The organism is Leptospira fluminis, assembly GCF_004771275.1.
Lineage (GTDB): Bacteria > Spirochaetota > Leptospiria > Leptospirales > Leptospiraceae > Leptospira_B > Leptospira_B fluminis.
Genome location: NZ_RQEV01000003.1, coordinates 468,546 through 489,089 on the forward strand (window position 1 = coordinate 468,546; position 20,544 = coordinate 489,089).

Annotated in this window: 16 protein-coding genes; 8 read left to right on the forward strand and 8 right to left on the reverse strand. The window is 46.2% G+C overall.

Features of this window, described 5'->3' with window-relative positions; genetic code table 11:
- Nucleotides 1-107 precede the first annotated feature (107 nt).
- Both EHO61_RS04070 and EHO61_RS04075 read right to left on the reverse strand, forming a co-directional pair.
- Nucleotides 108-1,028, reverse strand: a complete 921-nt coding sequence (locus EHO61_RS04070) for a septum formation inhibitor Maf (RefSeq protein ID WP_135812333.1) — start codon at nt 1,026-1,028, stop codon at nt 108-110.
- A gap of 105 nt (nt 1,029-1,133) precedes the next feature.
- Complete coding sequence (locus EHO61_RS04075) at nt 1,134-2,105, reverse strand: lysophospholipid acyltransferase family protein (RefSeq protein ID WP_135812334.1); 972 nt, start codon at nt 2,103-2,105, stop codon at nt 1,134-1,136.
- A gap of 225 nt (nt 2,106-2,330) precedes the next feature.
- On the opposite strand from EHO61_RS04075, the gene EHO61_RS04080 reads away from it, so the two are divergent.
- The 6 genes from EHO61_RS04080 to EHO61_RS04105 all read left to right on the forward strand — a co-directional run bounded on the left by EHO61_RS04080 (nt 2,331) and on the right by EHO61_RS04105 (nt 9,684).
- Nucleotides 2,331-3,509 carry a lipocalin-like domain-containing protein gene (locus EHO61_RS04080; RefSeq protein WP_135812335.1) on the forward strand — a complete coding sequence of 393 codons (1,179 nt, stop codon included), beginning with the start codon at nt 2,331-2,333 and terminating at the stop codon, nt 3,507-3,509.
- A gap of 111 nt (nt 3,510-3,620) precedes the next feature.
- Nucleotides 3,621-4,634, forward strand: coding sequence for an ABC transporter permease subunit (locus EHO61_RS04085; protein WP_135812336.1), 1,014 nt, complete (start codon nt 3,621-3,623; stop codon nt 4,632-4,634).
- Nucleotides 4,631-5,668, forward strand: coding sequence for an ABC transporter permease subunit (locus tag EHO61_RS04090; protein ID WP_135812337.1), 1,038 nt, complete (start codon nt 4,631-4,633; stop codon nt 5,666-5,668). Before EHO61_RS04085 ends, EHO61_RS04090 begins: the two co-directional genes overlap by 4 nt.
- On the forward strand, nt 5,665-6,660 hold the full coding sequence (locus EHO61_RS04095; protein WP_135812338.1) for an ABC transporter ATP-binding protein: 996 nt from the start codon (nt 5,665-5,667) through the stop codon (nt 6,658-6,660). Before EHO61_RS04090 ends, EHO61_RS04095 begins: the two co-directional genes overlap by 4 nt.
- 5 nt (nt 6,661-6,665) lie before the next feature.
- A complete protein-coding gene (locus EHO61_RS04100) occupies nt 6,666-7,622 on the forward strand; it encodes an ABC transporter ATP-binding protein (RefSeq protein WP_167884806.1) in 957 nt (318 codons plus the stop codon).
- A 1-nt stretch (nt 7,623) separates the two neighbouring features.
- Nucleotides 7,624-9,684 carry an AsmA family protein gene (locus EHO61_RS04105; protein ID WP_135812340.1) on the forward strand — a complete coding sequence of 687 codons (2,061 nt, stop codon included), beginning with the start codon at nt 7,624-7,626 and terminating at the stop codon, nt 9,682-9,684.
- Nucleotides 9,685-9,732: 48 nt separating this feature from the next.
- Here EHO61_RS04105 and EHO61_RS04110 read toward each other — a convergent pair whose 3' ends face one another.
- Both EHO61_RS04110 and EHO61_RS04115 read right to left on the reverse strand, forming a co-directional pair.
- Entirely contained in the window at nt 9,733-11,655 is a 1,923-nt protein-coding gene (locus EHO61_RS04110) for a MutS-related protein (protein ID WP_135812341.1), read from the reverse strand.
- Nucleotides 11,652-11,885, reverse strand: a complete 234-nt coding sequence (locus tag EHO61_RS04115) for a hypothetical protein (RefSeq protein WP_135767216.1) — start codon at nt 11,883-11,885, stop codon at nt 11,652-11,654. Before EHO61_RS04115 ends, EHO61_RS04110 begins: the two co-directional genes overlap by 4 nt.
- 161 nt (nt 11,886-12,046) lie before the next feature.
- On the opposite strand from EHO61_RS04115, the gene EHO61_RS04120 reads away from it, so the two are divergent.
- Entirely contained in the window at nt 12,047-12,253 is a 207-nt protein-coding gene (locus tag EHO61_RS04120; RefSeq protein WP_135812342.1) for a hypothetical protein, read from the forward strand.
- 56 nt (nt 12,254-12,309) lie between these two features.
- On the opposite strand, the gene EHO61_RS04125 is transcribed toward EHO61_RS04120, so the two are convergent.
- The 4 genes from EHO61_RS04125 to EHO61_RS04140 form a co-directional block, all read right to left on the reverse strand.
- On the reverse strand, nt 12,310-13,932 hold the full coding sequence (locus EHO61_RS04125; RefSeq protein WP_135812343.1) for a caspase family protein: 1,623 nt from the start codon (nt 13,930-13,932) through the stop codon (nt 12,310-12,312).
- A 289-nt stretch (nt 13,933-14,221) separates the two neighbouring features.
- Entirely contained in the window at nt 14,222-15,223 is a 1,002-nt protein-coding gene (ilvC, locus tag EHO61_RS04130) for a ketol-acid reductoisomerase (protein ID WP_135812344.1), read from the reverse strand.
- A gap of 207 nt (nt 15,224-15,430) precedes the next feature.
- Complete coding sequence (locus EHO61_RS04135) at nt 15,431-18,208, reverse strand: SpoIIE family protein phosphatase (protein WP_135812345.1); 2,778 nt, start codon at nt 18,206-18,208, stop codon at nt 15,431-15,433.
- Nucleotides 18,209-18,319: 111 nt separating this feature from the next.
- On the reverse strand, nt 18,320-19,900 hold the full coding sequence (locus EHO61_RS04140) for a methyl-accepting chemotaxis protein (protein WP_135812346.1): 1,581 nt from the start codon (nt 19,898-19,900) through the stop codon (nt 18,320-18,322).
- Between the two features lie 168 nt (nt 19,901-20,068).
- On the opposite strand from EHO61_RS04140, the gene EHO61_RS04145 reads away from it, so the two are divergent.
- Nucleotides 20,069-20,524, forward strand: coding sequence for an OsmC family protein (locus EHO61_RS04145; protein ID WP_135812347.1), 456 nt, complete (start codon nt 20,069-20,071; stop codon nt 20,522-20,524).
- Nucleotides 20,525-20,544: the final 20 nt, after the last annotated feature.

Sequence of the window (20,544 nt, forward strand, 5' to 3'; positions counted from 1 at the left end):
CAGCCCACTGTCCGGAACAGAGAATTTTAAAAAAAAAGGAAAAAGAGAAAGCGATGGTTCTCTCATTATGTCTCTTTTTATTTTTTCCTCTTTCCGCTCTGTATTCATCATTCGTTCGTAGAAAGATGCAATTCCGAACGAAGTGATCGATCCACGGGAGAATGTTTTTCCCAGTAGGCCATCCTAGCTAAACCCCTTCTCGTCGCCTTTGTAATCAATTTTTGAGGAGGAGAAAGAAAATCGGAATCGGGGTACTCTTCTTCCCAGCCTAGGATGCGGTGCGGAAAAGCGGATTCAAATTCGATTTTCAGAGTTCTGTCCCATCCGAGGTTTCGAATTATGTATCGATTCATCCGGGTATCGACGGGTTCGATTTTCGCTTCGGCAAATACCGACGCCAGATCTCTGTGTGAGAAGCGAAGGTAGAAGGCACTAGGAAAAATTCGGATCTTACCCTGGGGCAATTTTTCCGGTGCGAGTCGGATCCGGTTCCAAAGTTCGTCCTCCAGAATCGTATTTTCGATCCTTCCTTTTTTGTCTCCTTCCGATTCGAAATATGAGTAGGAAACGAAATCGTAGCCGTTTCCTTTTCGGTTCATCTGTAAAAAAGTCGTTCCGCACCATTCTTGAATGCTTGCGACTTCCTTTATGCTAGAAGGCGACGACGCCCTAGGAGTAAAGACGGATAGCATCAATTTGTACGGATACACTCCCGTCAAAAAATCCTTGGTCATATTCAGCTTGAGCACAGGAATTACATCTCCGGACGAATCGTCCGGAGAATCCGATTTTACCTGTTTTTTTCCCGAAAATCCCTCATGAACGAAGATGAGAGTGGCGGTCCCTTTATGAATCTTTCCGTATCGCGCCTGTGAAAGATCGTACGTGGCGATCTCCGCAAGTCCGGAATCCCAGTATTCCGAAAATTGCTTCGGATTTTCCAGCGAAGCCGAGGCGACTTCCGGTCGATCACATTGAAAAAAGACAGGAAGAAATAGAAGCGGGAGAAATTTTCCTAGGATCGACATCGACGCACCTTTTCTAAGATCATAAGTCGAAACTTTCCGGAAGAAAATTCTTTTTCTACCTCGGAAAAGGCGGCTTTAAATGAATGTCTACTTTAAAGTTCGGGTTTAATCCGGACTTAAAAGAAAGCTTTCCCAAAACCTGGAAAGCTCGGTCTCGTTTTCCGGTCGAGTATGCCATCTCCTATGTAACCAAAAATAGTCGGCGGGGTGCTTTCTAACTTCCTCTTCCAGTCGCCGGACCCATCGATACGTGAACTCCTTTTCCCATTTTTCGGGATCTTGCCTCGGGTCCAACTTGGGCCTTTCGAATTCTTCGATATAAAAATACAATCTTCCAGAATCGTCGTACCAACTGCTGCAAAACAGGATTGGTACGTCCGTCATACGAGCGAAAGTCGCCGGTCCTAGAAACGTGGATGCTAAACGACCTAAAAACGGAAAGAAGCTCCCGTTTTTTCCCGCGTCTTGATCCGAAATGAAGGCGACTAATTTTCCCCGTTTCAGCAAACCCAAAGCTTTTCTGGGACTTTCATCGGTGTACACCAATTTGATCCGCTGCGTGGCTCGGGTATTTTCGATCCATCGGTTGGACCAGGGATTGCTTTGCCTTTTTGCAAAAACGTAGAGATCGTTTTCCGGAGCGGAATAGCAGACGGATACACCCATGGTTTCCCAATTTCCTAGATGTCCTAGAATCAAAATGCCGCCTTTTTCCAAAAGCCTGCTGTGAGTTTCCGGGTCTGGCAGAAGAGTAACCCAATTTTCCAGGAATTTGCGATTCATCCTAGGTTCCTGACAGAACTCATTGGCCATGTGCGCCAGATTTTTGAGATTATGGGAGACCAACCCTTTGATTTCGGAATCCGACTTTTCCGGAAAAACCATCCGCACATGCCGCTCGATTCTATTTCGAACGGCACCGGTGAATTTACTCAACAGCAGCACGATGGAAAATAGGATTCGAGCGCGTAGCTTGTAGGGAAAAAAAGACAGGAGGCCGACGACAAATCTTGTAAAGACGTAATGAAAGAATTTTTTGACTTTCTTTCGTTCGCTTCGCGGAGTGAGGGTTGACATAAAGCAATTGGGCGGATCGACCCCAATCGAACAAGTAGAATTTGGTCTAGGAGACCTAAGAGTTTTAAGGGAAAGAGTCCAAAGATTGGAATTCGGTAAAAATTGGACTTTTATCACAATTCGGCTAAAATGTGCGGCCGAATCCGATTTTAGCTTGGCAGGAATTTTAAGCGTAATGGAGGATTCTGTCGGATCCGAAATTCGAAATATCAAACCGGATAGAATATGGCACCCGAAGTAACCCAGACCGAATCTCGAAAATTTGGAGTCGAACCCCGAAAATACGAACCGAAAACCGGACGTGCGCAAGCATGTCTCTTACTGTGCCTTTTTTTGCTCGTTACACACCTGAACGCGGAGAATACGATCGTTTTAGGCCCCGGCAGACTGGCCGCGAATCCCAAAACGGATCACCCAAGGTCTTTTAAATTTCCGCAGGATCATTTCTTTCATACCGGATATCGGGTGGAATGGTGTTATTTTGTGGGAATTCTAGAAACGGATTCAGGCCCCATGGGTTACGAATTGAGTTTCTTTCGGGCATATTTCGGACCGAAAGTTACCGTTTACCCTGTTCATTTTGCAATCTCCGATATGCGAAATAAAATTCATAAGACTGCTCAGGTCCTGGAGAGAGAACTGGGGAATCTTGCCGGTCAGGACAAGCGTTCGATTTGGAGCGGGGATTATCGGCTGGAGATTTTGGGTCCCGCATCGTTTCGAATCAGCGCCTTTCCCCGCGAGGAGCCCGGCTTCGGAATCGAACTGGATCTGAAAGGCAAGACCGAAAACATCCTTCTCCACGGAAACAAAGGAAAATCGCTCAAAAGCAGGAATCGCCCGGGGTTCTATTCCTATTACTATAGCATTCCCAGATTGGAGACAAAAGGTACGATGTACTTGGACGGGAAGGAATATGCGATCCAATCGGGACAGACATGGATGGATCACGAATGGAGCAGTCCGGAGAATTCCCCGGATTCCCGTTCCGATCTTTTCTCCAAGGAAAATTCCTGGGACTGGATCTGTATCCAGCTCGACGACGGTTCCGATGTGATGGCATTCAATTTCCGTTCCGGTCGGGGAGAACCTTCCGAAACGTTCGGCACGATCCGAAACAAAGAAGGTGACGTTCTTTCTTTGGAAAAAGAAGGCCAGCTCCTTTTTCGGGCAAAGCCGCAATCTTGGACCAGCTCCAAAACCGGAATTCCATATCGACTGAATTGGACTATAGAAACCGAAACGTTGAAATTGGAAATATCTCCGAAATTCGAAGACCAGGAATTCGACGCTAGACAAAGTTCCGGGTTGATTTATTGGGAAGGCGGGATCGATGTCAAGGGCTGGAAGGACGGAAAACCTGTCACCGGAAAGGGTTATCTAGAACTTAAAGGAAGTCGTTAGAAGCACCCAAAGTCGACAAAACCGGTCGAAAAAATCTTTATCCTTAGGAAGCATTTCGGAAAAATAGCCGGATGTCTAGGATTCGGATATAGGATTCTTTGAGGAGCCGGCGTGGGAAATTATTTTCTAAAACGAATCGTGTTGATCCTTCCGACCCTTCTCGGAATTACTTTTCTCGTTTTCATTCTTTCTCATTTGGCGCCGGGCGGCCCTCTGGAAAGAGAAATTGCGAAAATCAGAGGATATGCCAGTCTCCAAGGAGCACAGGCGAACCAGATCAGTCAGGAAGAGATCGATCTTTTAAAAAAGCGCCTCCATCTAGACCAGCCGGTTCCGATAGCCTATCTCTTCTGGCTGAAAGACATTCTTCATTTCGATCTCGGCGAATCAAGGTTGCACTCCCGTCCCGTTTCGGAACTCATCGCGGAAAAAATTCCAGTCTCTATCACTTTCGGTCTTTCCGGGTTCTTGTTATCGTATCTGATCTGCATTCCTCTCGGAATCACGAAAGCGCTTCGCAGCGGAGAAGCGTTCGATTCCGGAACCAGCATTTTGATCCTACTCGCCTATTCCATTCCGGTCTTTGCCCTGGCAATGCTTTTACTTTATGTATTCGCTTCCGGAGAAGTGTTTTCCTGGTTTCCGTTAGGTCACGAAGTCTCGGACGAATACGAATCCCTCGGTTTTTTGGACCGGATTCAAGATCGTCTGTCTCACATGTTTCTTCCGGTAATCTGTTACGTTTCCGGTTCCTTTGCCGTTCTTACGCTCTTGATGAAAAATTCCCTATTGGATCAGATTTCCAAGGAATATGTTCGCACTGCCGTAGCCAAAGGAATGTCCTTTAAGGATGCGGTGTTTAGGCACGCATTCCGCAATAGTCTGATTCCGATCGCAACCGGATTCGGATCCAATATCAGCCTTGTATTGGCCGGTTCTTTGATCATCGAGTTGGTATTCAACATAGACGGGATGGGTCTTTTGAGTTTTCAGGCGGTAACGGAACGTGACACGGATCTGATGATGGGTCTCCTGTTGATCCAGAGTTTGCTCGCTCTTTTCGGCAATATTCTTTCCGACATCTGCTACGTACTGATCGATCCAAGGATTAACTTCGAAGCATGAATTCGTTATTCGAAAGGCGGTTTAAGAAATTTCGATCCAACCGGAGGGCATGGATTTCCCTCTGGATCCTAATCGTAACGTACGGAATTTCTGTTTTAGCCCCTGTGCTGGCCAACAACCAACCTTGGGTCGTTTCCTATTCGGATCGATTTTATTTCCCGATTTTTTCCTTTTATACGGATGAAGCTTTCGGAGGTGTCAATCTTACTTCTCCCAATTATAAAAAGTTGGCCAAGAGATCCGATTTTCAGCAGGGCAAAAGTTGGATCCTGTTTCCTCCGATTCCATACGGATACAACGAAGATAATTTAGAAAGTTTGGAAGGCGACGACGCTCCTCCTTCGGCGCCAGGAAGACGACATTGGCTCGGAACCGACGATAGGGGAAGAGACGTATTTACCCGCATTTTTTACGCGTACAGGAATTCGATGAGTTTCGGTTTGGTATTGGTCGTCGTCGAACTTCTGCTTGGAACCATTGTTGGCGGTGTACAAGGATATTTCGGAAAAAGGACGGATATCGTATTGCAAAGAATCATCGAAATCCTGTCCGCTATACCGTTCTTATATTTGATCCTGATCATGGGTTCCTTTTTCGGACGCGGGTTTTTGGTTCTTCTGATAACGTATGCTGCATTGAGTTGGATAGGAATTAGCGCGTATATGAGAGGCGAATTTTATAAACTCAAGACCCAAACATACGTGGACGCGGCAAGAGCACTCGGAGCAGGTTCCTGGAAGATCATGTGGAACCATATTCTTCCGAATGCGATCACTCCTTTGCTGACCTTTTTACCTTTCACGCTGATCGGTGCTGTGGGGATTCTAAGCGCTCTGGATTTTTTAGGATATGGAATTCCGGCGCCGAATCCTTCCTGGGGGGAGATGATCGGGCAAGGAAGAGAAAACCTAAGAGCTTGGTGGTTGATCACTTTTCCTTCGTCCGCTCTGGCTATGACCATCCTGCTTACCTCCTTTGTCGGAGAAGGTCTGAGAGATTCCTTCGATGCCAAGGAAAGGACGACTTACGAATGAGTTCCGAAGAAACGATTTTATCCGTCACTGATCTTTCCCTGGAACTCCGAACGGAAAACGGGTATGTTCCCCTTTTGCAGGATCTTTCCTTCCGGATGGAAAAGGGAAAAGTGTTGGCACTGGTCGGAGAATCCGGATGCGGAAAATCCGTATGCTCCATGGCATTGACAAAGTTGCTTCCGAAGGATTTGTTCCGTTTTACCGGCGGGGAGGTTCTCTTCGAATCCAGAAATCTTCTGACCCTCGCTTCCAAAGAATTGGAGTCGATCCGAGGAAGGAATATCTCTTACGTTTTCCAGGAACCGTTTTCCTCCTTGGATCCTCTCCAAAAAATCGGAGACCAGATGACGGAAGGGTTTCTGATCCATTCCATGGGTTCCCGAAAAGAAGGGGAGGAAAAGGCGGAATACCTTCTTTCTTCCGTCGGAATCACGGACGTAAAGCTCAGGATGAATTCCTATCCTCACCAATTGAGCGGAGGAATCCTGCAAAGGGTGAGCATAGCCGCCGCCTTGATGTGCGATCCGAAATTGTTGATCGCGGACGAACCTACATCCGCCTTGGACGTGACGGTCCAGGCGCAACTCGTAGAGCTACTGCTTAAGCTGAAAGACACGTTCGGACTTTCGGTCCTATTTATCTCCCACGATTTCGGATTAGTCAGTCATATCGCCGACCGTATTTGTGTGCTGTATGCGGGTAGGATCGCGGAGATAGGAAGCACGGATTCCGTCATTGAAATGCCCTCGCATCCTTATACCCGAGACCTACTGAATTCTTTGCCTTCCAGATTTGCTGCAACCGGAACGTTTAGAACCATAGAGGGAAGAGTTCCTCCCCCCGGTAGTTATCCGAAAGGTTGCCATTACCAAAATCGCTGCTCCTCCGCTTTTGATCGCTGCGAATCATCAAAGCCTAATTTGCTTGTTGCAGGCAGTCCCGACCATTATTCCGCCTGCTACCTTCTCTCAAACCAAGGAGAGACCGAATGAATTCTTTGCTGGAAATCAGGGATCTGACCGTCGGATTCGGAAAGGAAACATTTTTCGGCCGAAGCAAAAAGAGATTGTTAGCGGTCGAAAATCTGAGCCTGGATCTCGTAAAAGGGGAAACACTCGGTTTAGTCGGAGAATCCGGATGCGGAAAGTCCACATTAGGCAGAGCCATACTTCGTTTATTAAAGCCGGATTCGGGAAGGATTTCCTACGAAAAAACGGACATATTGCCCTTGTCCGAAAAGGGCTTTCATCCGTTTAGACGGAAAATACAGATCGTTTTCCAGGATCCTTATTCCTCTCTGAATCCGAGAATGAATATTAAAGAAATATTAATCGAAGGGTTGTTACTTCACAAGCAGGAAACGAAAAACGGCGCTATCGAAGAGGTAAAAAGTATTCTGGAAAAAGTCGGACTTCCTTCCGATATACTGGAACGTTATCCGCATGAGTTCTCGGGCGGTCAAAGACAAAGGATCGCGATCGCAAGAGCTCTCGTCCTGAAGCCGGAATTCGTCGTTTTGGACGAGGCGGTATCCGCCCTGGACGTATCGACGCAAGCCCAAGTCCTACTGTTATTGCAGGATTTGAAAAAACACTTCGGGCTTTCCTATCTTTTCATTTCTCACGATCTCGGAATCGTGCGAGCGATCTCCGACAGGATAGCGGTTATGTACTTAGGTAGAATCGTGGAAATCGGCGATACCCGTAACGTGTTCGAGCGCCCTGGACATCCCTACACCCAAGCCCTTTTCGGATCCGTTTTCAGCATAGAAAACAGAAAGGAAAAGAAAGCGTCTCTAAAGGGGGAAGTTCCCAGTATTCTCCGAAAACCATCCGGTTGCCACTTTCATCCCCGTTGTCCTATAGCACAGGAAATATGTTCCCGTACCGAGCCGGACTGGAAATCCGTCGGATCGGATCGCAAGGTTCTATGTCATTTTCCTTTGGAGAAATGAGATGCGCGCGTGGGACGTATTATCCGATTACCTGGAACGTAAAAGGCTAAAGTTCCTATTTTTCGTATCACTTTTCGGAATTCTCTTCCTTACTCTCGTTTATATTCCGTTTCTGCAAAGAAAGGAATTCTATAAGGAATTTCTGTTAAACCAAATCCGCCAGGCCACGGGATTGGATATAGAAGTCAGAAATTCGGACCTGATCGTATTTCCGTTTCCGGGAATCACTCTCGAAGGCGTTTCGATAAAAAAAAACGACGTCCTGCTAGCTGTTAGTCATAGGATCGACCTCGATATATCCTGGTTGGGTTTATTCCACGGGGTAGTGGAGTTGCGGGATATAACCATCGAAGGCGGATCCCTATACCTCGAACGCAGAAAAGACGGATCTTTCGATCTATTGGAATATCTGCAAAAAGAAGAAGCCGCCGAGGACGAAAGATCCAGCATTAAACTCGATCCCGAAAATATCGATCTGAGCGTGGGTTTTTCCGCGAAAAATTTCATCGGTATAGAACTGAAGAACGTCGAGGTAAACAACTTTACACTTGTATACAAGGAAGACATTCATAATAGGGAATACAGCGTATACTTCTACAAATCTCGGATCTCGATCTCTTTTTACGGGAATAACCTAGATTTCTCGTTTAAAGGAAAAATCGACGAGCAACCTATAGATCTGGAATTTACGTCCGCTATCGTACAAAAGACGAATGCGGATTGGAATAAACTGAGCTTTTCCATCGTTTTAAATCTGAACGATCTATCCTTATCTTTGCTGCGAGATTTGTTCTTTATTTTTCCCGTTGCGGATTTTTCCAAAACCACCGTGTCCGGCCGAATCGAAGTATCGAAGGAAAGGGATTCGTTAGTTCATTTTAAGATCAGATCCCAGGTCCGAGACCTAGCTTACAAAGGTGGAATTCCGTTCGGAAAGATCAAAGTCGATACAGACTTCGATTTGGATCCGTTCGGAAAGAAAATATCCTTTTCCTATATAGACGGTCTTTGGGAAGGCGTAGCGAAAGCCAACGGTACCGGGAGTGTAAACTGGAAAAACCGAACCGTCGGACAATTCAGCATTCACAGCGATTATGCCGACTATCATCATCTCGTAAAATTAGGGCGCCTTTTCGACGTAAGAGAGGATCTCTTCGATCCGACTTCTCCACCGGGAATATTCTATTTCAATGCGGAGCTGAACAATTTTTTCGCATTCAAACATCGCTTCGCTTCCATAAAAGGCGAAGCCAAATTCATAAAACCGATGTTGAGTGTTCCGAGTTTTCATGCGTTCATCTATAACGGTGAAATCGTAGGAAAAGCGAAAATCTTCCCGTTTATTCCGAAATTAGAGGTGGAAGGAGAAGCCTTTAGACTCCAATCCGATCGAATACTTTTACCCTACCTTCCGGAAAGAATCATTACAGGAGAACTGTATAGTCGATTCTATCTGGAAACATATATCAGGGATCATTCAAGGGACACGGTCGCCGAACTGTTCGAGAATATGACCGGTTCGGGTAATATGAGAATCCGGAACGGAGAATTGATAGGATACGCAAACTTCATGATTCCGGTCCTGAACACTCTCGGTAAGATCATCAGTTTCCAAGGCGTAGACGGTCGAAAATTCCAATTTTCCGAACTTAAGTCGGATATCAAAATCAGAAATAATAAATTATTTTTTCCTAATCTTTCTTTGGAAGGAAGCGGAATGGAAGTCGATGGAAACGGAAACGTCGGTTTTGACAAACGAATCGATATGATATTGTATTTAAGATTGGGAGGAAAGGTGGTGGGTCAGGCGGCCAAAATCCCGATTTTATATAAGGGCGTGTTCGGAAAGGGAATCCCTTTTATCGATCCGATTTGGCTGGGTTCGGTCTATGCAGGTTCCATTCTTTTAGGTCCTTATCTCCTGCCCCTCGGCGGTCCTTACGGAGGAGGAGTCGCCGGCTCGGTGATCGGAGAATACGTAAGGGATCTATGGGACGGAGTCACCGGTCTATTCGGAGGATCTGAAGAGGAATCGAAAAGCAAGAAGCCGAAAGGAAAATAACCTTAATTCTTATTCCTGATATCGTCCCGTCGGCCACGGGTTTGCGAATCAGGAAAAGTCCAAATCCAAACCTTCCAATTTAAGCACTTCCAAAGCGTTGCTGGATTGAACGACCCCGTTCCTTATTTTATAGTCGAAACTCATTTTTCCGTCCTTTATCTCTTCCCGAAAATGTCTCAACTCCAATCCTTCGAGTCCGGCCAATTCCAGATCGTGCGTGGTTACGATTCCAAATACTTTCGATTTTTTTAAAGTCTTAAGTATACCCTTGCACGCGAGAGTTCTCTCCCTCGAATTCGTTCCTTTCAGGATTTCGTCCAGCAAAACCAGGTGTTCCACGCCGGTATCGGAAACCTCGGACAGAATTTTTGCCAAACGCCTGACTTCCGCATAGAAGAAAGAGATTCCTTCCTCCACGGAGTCTTCGTTTCGAACGCTTGAATGAACTTCCAATAACGGAAGATTGCATTCGGAAGCGGGGACAGGTGCGCCCGCCATAGCAAGGATTCCGCAGATTCCTGCGGATCGAAGGTAAGTAGTCTTACCCGACATATTAGATCCCGTTAAAAGAAATAAATCTCCCGGAGAAACCTTCTCCAGATCGTTCGGTACCCGCTTTTCACTCTGGATCAACGGATGCACTAATGCCTTAACTTCCAATTTTGCCGGCTCCGATCTTCCGAGAATATTCGGAAAAGAGAAGGACGGCTCCAACCATTTGAGATTCGCGAGAGGAAGAATCGAATCCAATTCCGCAAGTTCGCGGAGAGCGGACATGATTCCGCTTCCCCAGCGTTTCCACCACCGATCGTATCTTTTCCAAAGCCACAAATCGAAGAGAAAAAGGAAGTTCAAGCTAGTATGCGGGAGAGGAGCTTGGAAAAATGCAGCGCGATTCGCGATTCCTGTGAATTCCTTCCAGCAAAGCACGAATTCCTGAGAAGACCAATCCGAAAGGAATTTTTTTCCGGAGCCGCCAACCAGATTCGAACATAGTGCGTAGTTTAAAACTTTTCCCAGTCTGGGAAGGGACTCCGCTTGTTTGGCCAGGGAATGAATCATGTCCAATGAAGTTCCGCGATAGATTCCGAATACAGATAAGTTCAATAGAAACAGACCGAAACCCCAAGTTTTTCCCCATAGCAGAGCCGCTAAAACGATAAGCCAGGTAAACGAGACCCAGAACGGAAAAACCGCACGGATAATCCCTCCTTTCGACCCGAAAGCGCCGGTCCAAAATTTGTCGGGACTCTCGCGAAATAAATCGGAAGGAGGGCTTCCTTTTTCTTCGGCCGCTTCTTTCGAATCTTTTTTGAAAAGGGAGGGAATGTAGGAAGGCAAAGGTTCTTCCTTTTCCTCTTCGACTTCCGGCAAGGACGCTTCGTAAAGCCTTAGCAATCGCAGAAGTTTTTGAAGCGTAGGTAATCTTCTGGAAAGTTCTAAAACGGACGATTGTCTTTCCCGCGAGGTTGCCATCCGGTTTGGCTCCAAAAAATAGGACAGAAAGCGTTTCTGGCCGTCGGATGTGGAAGCCGTATCCATCCGCGAAAATATCCCGCTCTCTCCCAAAAAATCCAAATCTTTGGTCCAAGTAGGGAGACCCCTTTGTCCGGAAAGGTTACGATACAATTCCCTCTTTATCAGCGGGTATCCCCCCGGACTTAAAGTTAGTCTTGCTTTCTGTTCCTCCAAAAATCGGACCCAGAGGCCGAGACGATCGGTCTTGTCTTTTCTTGCCTGGTACATTCCGAGAAGTCGATAAAATGCGGCCAGGAAGAGGATAGAAGGAAGATAATAAATTTCGGAGGAAGGTCTGAGCAGATATACGACTATAATCCATAGGAAAAAAGCCGCGAAAGAGAAAAGCCTCAGTGAGGATAAGTTGCGGAGTTTTTTTTCTTCGAACGTAAGAAGTTTTAAGATTCGGGATTTTCTCCTTTCTACGGAGAGAACCCGGGACGAAATATTCATACCGCTGCCGAAACGTTCTCGTAATTTTCGGATTCGCGGCGATAAAGTTCGTGGTCCAATAAGCGGACCATGGAGCCTAGGTCGTTCATAACCCATCTGGATACGATTCGCCCACGGTCCTTTCCGCGGAATTTATCCACGTACACGTAGCCGAATAAGTCGGTCCCGTACTCGTAAACTACGTATCTGCCCGACCTTCGTCCCGTTCGATTTTCCAGGCGAATCTGCATTTTAACCGTTTTTATCCGGTACTTTCTTATCGTACAAGAAAAAAAAACCTCAAGTATTTTGTAAATCCCCCGAAGTACAGTTCAGGGAAAGGCTCCTCTTCCACGGACGGATCGAAGGACCTTCTCACTTTTCCACCCGAAGGGTCGCACGGAGGCGATTTATGCTGTATTCGGAAATGGATCCGGATCTCCGGAGTTCTTTTGCCAAGATCAGTGGAATCTTCGCAAACTTGACGGATGACACCGCTTTACCTACTTCGGGTTTAAAAGCGGGAAATCTACTGGATACGAAACAAATGAAAAAGCTGAACGAAATCCGTAAAAGAAGAATCAATTCCAGTCAGTGGAAAAACTTCCAGAAAGATTGATAGAATAAAAAAGCCTTCCAACCGGAAGGCTTTTTAATATTACCCTTTTTCCGAAATCAATATTTCGTCTTCGTGGAAGGGAGTTTCACGTTTAGGATCACGTCCACTTCCGTCACCTCTCCTTCCTTAACAACAAGATTCGAATTGTTCAAATTCAAATCCTCCGCAAAAGAGGCTTTGATTTCGTATTCTCCCGGTTTCAGGTTCGTAAACCAAAAGTTTCCGTTCTGATCCGTATTTAACTTCTGGATCCCTGTTACACTCGAAATCGTCGGCATATAAATCGGCTGATTGATCACCGGATTGTCCAAAGTCTGGTAAAAAACCTTGCCGCGTATCGCGCCGAAACCCGACATAGAAGTCATCACTTCCATCTCGTTTCTTTTGTTCGGAATCACTGCCTGCGTTTTTTGAATCTCCGGATAATCGTCCGCCTGAATCGTGATCTTATGAACGCCTGCCGGAAGGTCCTTTAAAGTAAGAGTATAAACCGCTCCGGAAACCAATTTGCCCATTTTTTTGACCGAACCCCAGTATGCGGAAGACTCGGTCGAGATTTTGGTTTCGTATTCCTTATCGTCGATCAGTACTTTCACGGAACGATTTCCTTTTCTCTTCTTACCGGTCGTTAAACGAATATCGGGAGGAAGATCCGACACTCCGTAAGCTCTGTCCTGGATAATCGTCGTCTTGATTACCAGATCCCCTTTCGAGTTCGTCGGGACTACCGGCGGTTCCTGCGGAGTCACTACTGGCGTCACCGGATTCGGCTTAGGGGGATCCACATCGGGCGTTACCGTAGGAACGACAGGAGGTTTGGTAGGTTCCACCGCAGGAGGAGGTTCAGGTTTTTTCTCTCCCGCCAGCAGAATTCCGGAAGCATTTCCCGATACCTGCGGTACTTGTTCGTGGTCGAACTTCTTGGCCATCGCGGCCGTATCGTCCCGGGAAACGAAAAACGCTTCCAATGCGGTAACCACATTGTCGTGATTCAAATCCGCGGTAGAGAGTGCTTTTCCGAACGTATATGTAAAGATTCCGTGATTGATATTTCCACCGACTTCGATAGCGGTTTGATTATCGTCCGCCGAGGAAATGATGGCCTTATCTTGGAAATAAAAGTCCTGAGGATCTTGGCGAACCGTTCCGTCACTGCCCTGCGGAATCGGAACGGGTGCGGCTCCCCTAGTCGCTCTTCCTTTTTTGGCAATCCCGCCGGAAAAACAACAGTCGAAGACGAATACCGTTTTAGGCGACTTGATATCGCTCAGATAATCGTTCAATTCATCGTCGCTCAAGTGGGGACGGTCATAGCAAATGATGAAATTCCGCATTCCATTCTTTGCGTTCGCATCTCTTTGAAAAGCTCCGTGCCCGGAGAAATAAAGAAAAACCGTGTCATCGGATTTGGCACGAGAAGAGAGCGCTTTAATTTCTCTCTGAATATTATCCTTCGTGACATCCTTTCCGAGAATGATCTTAATGTCGTCGAACTTGCCAACGCGTCTTATTTCGTCGTGAAGATACTTAGCGTCGGCTTCGCAAAGGTTAAGTTCGGGGATCCCCGCTTTGTTTCCTTTATAGTTCGAGCCGAAGATGAGTCCGAATCTTCTCTGCGCAAATACGTCCGTTGAAAACAGAAAAAGAGAGATTCCGATTGCTGAAATTAAGGATTTCAATCCGAGCCTCCTGGCTTGAGTGGTCCTAAAAATAGCAAAATCCGAAGGTTTGTCATTATTTTTTTGCCTTTATGCCGGTTCTTTGTTCGAGCAAAATGGCGGATAAAACGGGGATTTTTACGGAAATTTCCATAGCAAAAGTCGGGGAATACTAGAGAACGCTGCTGCCGTGCAGACCGTGTTACTCCGGCGTTTCGTTTTCGCTCCGGTCGCAAGCGAAGTTCTCCGTTAAAATAAAAAAGCCGGAGATTTCAACCTCCGGCTTCCACGAAACAGAATTCTAGAATTCTTATTTACCGAGCCACTTCATCATGCTGCGCAATTTCTTTCCAACGCCTTCGATCGGATGGTTGGCGTTTTTGTCCCGCATTTTATTGAATTCAGGATATCCCGCCTTGGTTTCCGCGATCCATGCTTTTGCGAATTTGGCGCCTTTATCCTTTTGGATATCGTTCAGAACGTCCTTCATTCTCGCTTTTACTCCCGCATCGATGATGCGAGGGCCGGAAACGTAATCTCCGTATTCCGCAGTGCCGGAAATGGAGTAACGCATGCGCGCCAATCCGCCTTCGTAAATCAGGTCCGTGATCAATTTCACTTCGTGAAGACATTCGAAATATGCGATCTCGGGATCGTACCCTGCTTCGGTTAACGTTTCGAATCCCGCCATAATCAGATTGGATAATCCGCCGCAGAGAACGACCTGCTCTCCGAATAAATCCGTCTCCGTTTCTTCGCGGAAAGATGTCTCGAGAATTCCTGCACGACCGCCGCCTACTCCTGCAGCATGAGCCAGTGCGCGTTTTTTAGCGTCTCCGGTGGCGTCCTGATTTACCGCGATTAGGCAAGGAACTCCGCCGCCTTCCACATAAACGCGACGAACGAGATGTCCCGGACCTTTCGGAGCCACCATGTAGACGTCCACGTCCTTCGGAGGTTTAATGAATTCGTAATGGATATTGAATCCGTGCGAGAATACCAGTGCGTCGCCTTTCTTTAAATTCGGTTCGATATCGGCCTTATAAATATCCGCCTGGATTTCGTCCGGCGCAAGAATCTGAATAATATCCGCTTTTTTAGCCGCTTCGGCGACGGAATACACTTCGAATCCGGCTTCTTGTGCGTCCTTTTTCGATTTCGATCCTTCCTTTAATCCGATAATCACTTTCAGGCCGGAATCTTTCATGTTCTGGGCCTGAGCGTGCCCTTGGCTACCGTAACCGATTACGGCGATCGTTTTTCCTTTAAGAAGGGAAATATCAGTGTCCTGATCGTAGTATAAATTGGCCATCTATGGTACCTCGAATCTACCTTAAGAACCTCCAGAAAAAGCCCGTCTTTTATCGAATGAGACGAAATATTCCGACGTATAACCGTATCGAAGACGAGTCGGAAATGTTCGGGCTTAACGCTATGAAGACGACGAGTCGAACCGGCGTCCTAGAGGGTCCTTTTGACAGCACATTGCAAAAAGGCCCATTTCACAACCTAAAATTCCTCAGTAGCCTTTGGATTTGAGAAGCTCGTCCAGTTTCTTGACTCCGGGACTTTCCTTGTCGATAATTTGCGCGGCGAGAAGAGTGGATCTTGCCTCTTCCCAACGACCCAAAAGTCGATAGTTGTCCGTAAGATTCACTAGATTCGCGAGTCTCTGAGGTTGGGAGTATCGAACCTTTTCCGCCGATATGCTTGCCTGAGAATAATTTTTCAGATATTTTTGACAGATCGAAAGTAAAAACCAGATGTTCGGCGAATCCGGATCAAGCTTTACGTATTCTTCGAAAAGACTCGCCGCTTTTTCGTAATCCTTTTGGTCGTAATAGATCTGTCCGAGAAGTCGGATCGCTTCCTTAAAATCGGGTTCCGACTTGATCGTCTCTTCTAAAAGAACGACAGCAGTGGAGATTTCGTCCTGTTGTAGCAGTTCTCTGGCTTCCGAAAATTTTCGGATCGCCGAATCCCCGTATTTGCGTTTAGACTCCGAAGTCGTCGTCACCACAGTCTCCTGAAAGCCGATCCTTATCAGAGAAAGATCGTCTGTCAATATACCGAGCCCATGGATATAATTCACGACTCCGTCCAGATCCGCTTGAGAGGATTCTACCGCCTTTAAAAACATCGTTTCGTCCTCGTTCATGGTCCAGGAGGAATTTCCTTGAGCCACGTTTATATCGTCCCTTCCGTCCGAACCCACATATATCACGTCTCCGGGCTTCAAAATATATTCTAAAATCTTAAAACTCATTTCGGAAGGGGAGCCTAGTTTTCTTAAGGTCAGTTCCGTTTCCAAAAAGGAGGATTTTCCGTCCCGAAACAGTACCGTCCAAGGATGTTCGGCGTTGAAATATAACATCCTTCCGGTACGTTCGTTGATAAGTCCTAGTACGACGGACGCCATCATCACTCCGTCGAAAGTCCTGAATATATCGTCAAGTTCCCGATACGTATCCTGAATCCAATCTTCGGGACTGGATTCCAGGGCTTTTCCTTTTCCCGCCGAGCGAGCCATGATATTGTTCATCGCCGTGCCCAAAACGATGGCGCCACCGGCTCCCTGCATGGATTTTCCCATAGCGTCACCGTTAACGAAGACCGTCCAACGATCCTTATCGCTGCCGAAGAGGAGATTTCCGCTGATGCATATATCCCCTCCGATTTCGGAATTCTTATTACGAAAAGTGAATTTCTTTTTCTGTTCGATGTAGAACGCAGTACTTACGTTCTTAGATTTATTCCAATTGGTCATTAGCGGACGACTCAAAAGGGAAGTCAGATAATAGTCGCCGTCTTGTTGGACTTTTAAAGACTGTATTTCCTCCATTTTTTCCGTGACTTCCTTGGTTCTCGATTCCACTTTTTCTTCCAAGGTGTCTGCGTATTCTTCCAATTTGGTCCTGCCTTCGAGAATGCTCTGGACCATTTTGTTAAACGCATCCGTCAAAAAACCGATCTCGTCCTGAACTAGTACGGGGATTTTTACGGAAAGATTTCCAAGGTTCACTTCCCCCACGCCCTGAATCAAAGTATTCAGCGGGCGCACTAAACTTCGGCTGAAAAATACCGGAAACAAGGTCAGAATAATCAGTACCAACAGCAAAGTCAGAAATGCGACCGACCTATTCGTTTCGTCCAGGAAAGTTCGATAGTAAGCGTAGGGAAAAGCGACCTGAACTATCCTGTCGTTTTCGATATCGGATATATAATAAGAGTAGAATAAATCGGACAATTTAGGAACATATTTGGAAACGTTTTGCGTCGATTTCGGAAGATTGACCGTGGGAATTCTTTTCAGAAAATTTCCGGCTCTTCCGTTTTTAACGATGCCCTTTAGAGATTCGTCGAGATTCGGTTCGTAGTTTTCCTTTTTGTGAAGTAATTTTGCTTTTTGGGAATTTCCGCCGAGCGATACGACGTACGCTATCGATGTGCCGTCCGATCTTCCCGTTGAGACAAAAGTCAAGGCTTCCTTCAAGCTGATCTCATCATAGAGCGCCTCGTTTCTAACGTTTAAAACGGTGGAGAAGCCTTGTGCGAAGACTAGACTGGTGACGACCGTTATTCCGACAATCTTTGTCATAAACGAAGTCCGGTCCACCGTGTTATTGATGAATACGATCGTGAGGGAAAAATAACCCAATATCATGAAACCGACATATAGCTGCTGGAAAACCTGGAATTTTATATAACCTTCCCGCAACAGTAAATTGGAAAAAACGGGTACGAGATAGGTTACACCTATGGCGATCGACATTTGAATCAGGGCTTTCTTTTCTTCCCCCGAACTTTGCACGATTTTTCTGATCTGAATGACGAGCATCGATACCAAAAAACCGATCATTACTATCGCGAGTATTCCACCGACACCGGCGGGATAAGTGTATATCTGACCTTGAAAATCGAAAATCGGATCGTGGGTTAAAATCTGATAGTACGAGTAAATCACCGCGATTACGGAGATGGAAGACAGAATGCCGAGTACGATTTTCGCTTCCTTCGGTCGATCGTTCCGAGGATACAAATAGGAAAACACACAAAGAAAAACCGTTCCAAACGCGGCTCCGGGACCTGTCAACATGCGATGAAACGCACCCTTAGGATACGGGAATATTGCAGAGATAAAAAATCCCAAATTTACGAGAAAGACCAACAAGAACAGGACGGAAAAAGATCCGGTATAACTCGCTTTATTTTTTAACGTAGCGAGATAGACGAAAATGATGAGAGTAAATATGCAACAGATAAGAGTGGAAATCGCCCAAGAATCGAAAAACAACATCGACCCACGGTTTTAATCAGCTAAAGAGAAAATGCAAGGAGAAATTCCTTTCGAAATTTTCCGCGATGTGAACGGAATCGTTACGATACGCCGAACGAAGGAACCTTCTTTTTAATTCGCCGAGTTTTCCTGGAGAGCGAGTACCTCGGCTTCCTTTTCCAAAGTTCGGATCGTTTCACCGAGAAGTTCGCTCTTATACAAAAGCGAATCCATGGAATTCTGTAGAGCGGAAACCGCCTGCATGATCGAGCCAGAACCCGAGGCCTGTTCTTTTGACGCAATCTCAATGTCCGAAGAAAGGTTCCGTAACTCGCCCAAGTTGGATAAAAAGCGATCGTTAACCGTCTTTTGTTTTTCCAGCAATTCGCTCAGCTGCGCGAACCGGTCCAAAAAATTACCGAACAACGATTCCTGCTGCTGTACTTTTTGTGTCGCTGTGGAAGCGGATTTCTGTCCTTCCAGAACGTGCCCCGTACTTTCTTTGATGATTTTAGAGATACGGTCCGCGTTTTCCGAACTACTTTCGGCCAACTTGGAAACCTCGACGGCAACAACGGCAAAGCCCTTCCCCGCAATTCCGGCCCTTGCAGCTTCGATCGACGCGTTTAAGGAAAGCAAATTCGTACGATCCGCCACGTCCGACATGATCTGATTCACTTCCCCGACGGAGCGAAAGGAATTTCCGAGGGAATCCAAAGATAGACGAAGCGCTTCGACAAAAGCGCTGACTTCCTTACTCGCGGATAAAACGATCTCCATGTTATTGTTCAATTGCGAGGAATTGCTGGAGATTTTTTCGATCAGGTCGTGCAGGTTACCGCTTTCGCCGAGCAAACCTTCTATCCGTAACAACTGATTTCTGACCGTTCCTGCTGAATGCTCGGTCTGTGCCAGAAATTCCTCCATCGTCGAACTGATCTGCTCGAAAGAAGCAGCATGACTGCTAACCACCTCCGATAATTCCCCCGAAAATTCCCGTAGCGTTTTCGAATTCCGCCGGAGAGAACCTGCTGAGATCGTCATTTTTTCCCGTTCCGTTTCCAGCTCCATCCGAGCACGTTCGGCGGCGGCCGACTTTTCCTCCTCTGCATCCTTTAGTCGCATAAATATGGAAATTAGGGTTCGAACGATGAACACTACGACGACCAAAAAAGCCGTTTTAGTGAACTGTTCGGAGATGGGGGCGTATCCGGGAAGATTCACGACCTTGGGATCTTCCGTAAAAATCACTCCGGTTAGCTTGGCGTTGAAGATGATGATCAATTGCGCGACTACTGAGGAAAATCCGGTCCATATCACGAACGAGGTGGATAGTAGAAGCCCGGAATATATTATATAAATCACATATATTGTGAATAATACGATTTGCCGGACCACGACCGATGCGCGTTTGGGGTCTTCCGATGTGGCGCCTATCATCACCAACGTTAGCACTGCCACGTCTATTAATACGAAGGCTTTTCCTAAAACCGGGGAAACTCCACCACCGAATCGGTTCTTATAGAAAGAATAAACAGTATATAGAACCATGGCGGAAGTACCGGCAATGTACATCGCGTTCTGAGTCGTCGTGCTAAGCTTATATCCGATCGCAATCGAGGCAAAATAAAGAAAAATTAATCCAAATCGTATCCGGTTGATCGTGATCGGTCCTGTAGCGGCAATCTTCTCGGCTCCGGTTTGATTCGACATAACGCCCGTTCTCCAGTAATTTATTTACATTACTTACAAGAGATTTAGAATAGTAAATAGGTCGGAAAGCGACACTTTTTTTGTCGAAGGATCGTGGAAAATTCGCCGCAAAAGAAAGGAACGTTACAACATTTTAACGTTTCATGAAAAATACATGGAGTAGAGAATATGTCCGAGTATCGTATTCAATTAAATTGGAAAAAAGGGCCGGAAGAGTTTAAGTACGAAACTTACGATCGAACCCATTCCATCCGCTTCGGAGGAGGCCAGGAAATCAAAGGATCCTCCACTGCTTCCACTTTCGGAAGAGAGGAATACGCGAATCCGGAGGAAATCATCGCAGCTTCCTTATCTAGTTGTCACATGTTAACTTTTTTGGCGGTCGCCGCCAAAAGAAAGTATGTGGTGTTAGAATATTCCGATACTGCGATATCCACGCTGGATAAAAACGAAAACGGAAAACTTGCGATCGTCAAAATCGACATCCATCCTAAAACCAAATTCTCTTCGGAAAACGTTCCTACGGAGGAAGAACTCAGGACCCTACACGAACTCTCTCATAAGAGTTGTTTTATAGGAAATTCCATTAAGGCAGAAGTGATCATTCATCCGAGTCTGGAATAGCTTCTTTAGATGTGCTTTTC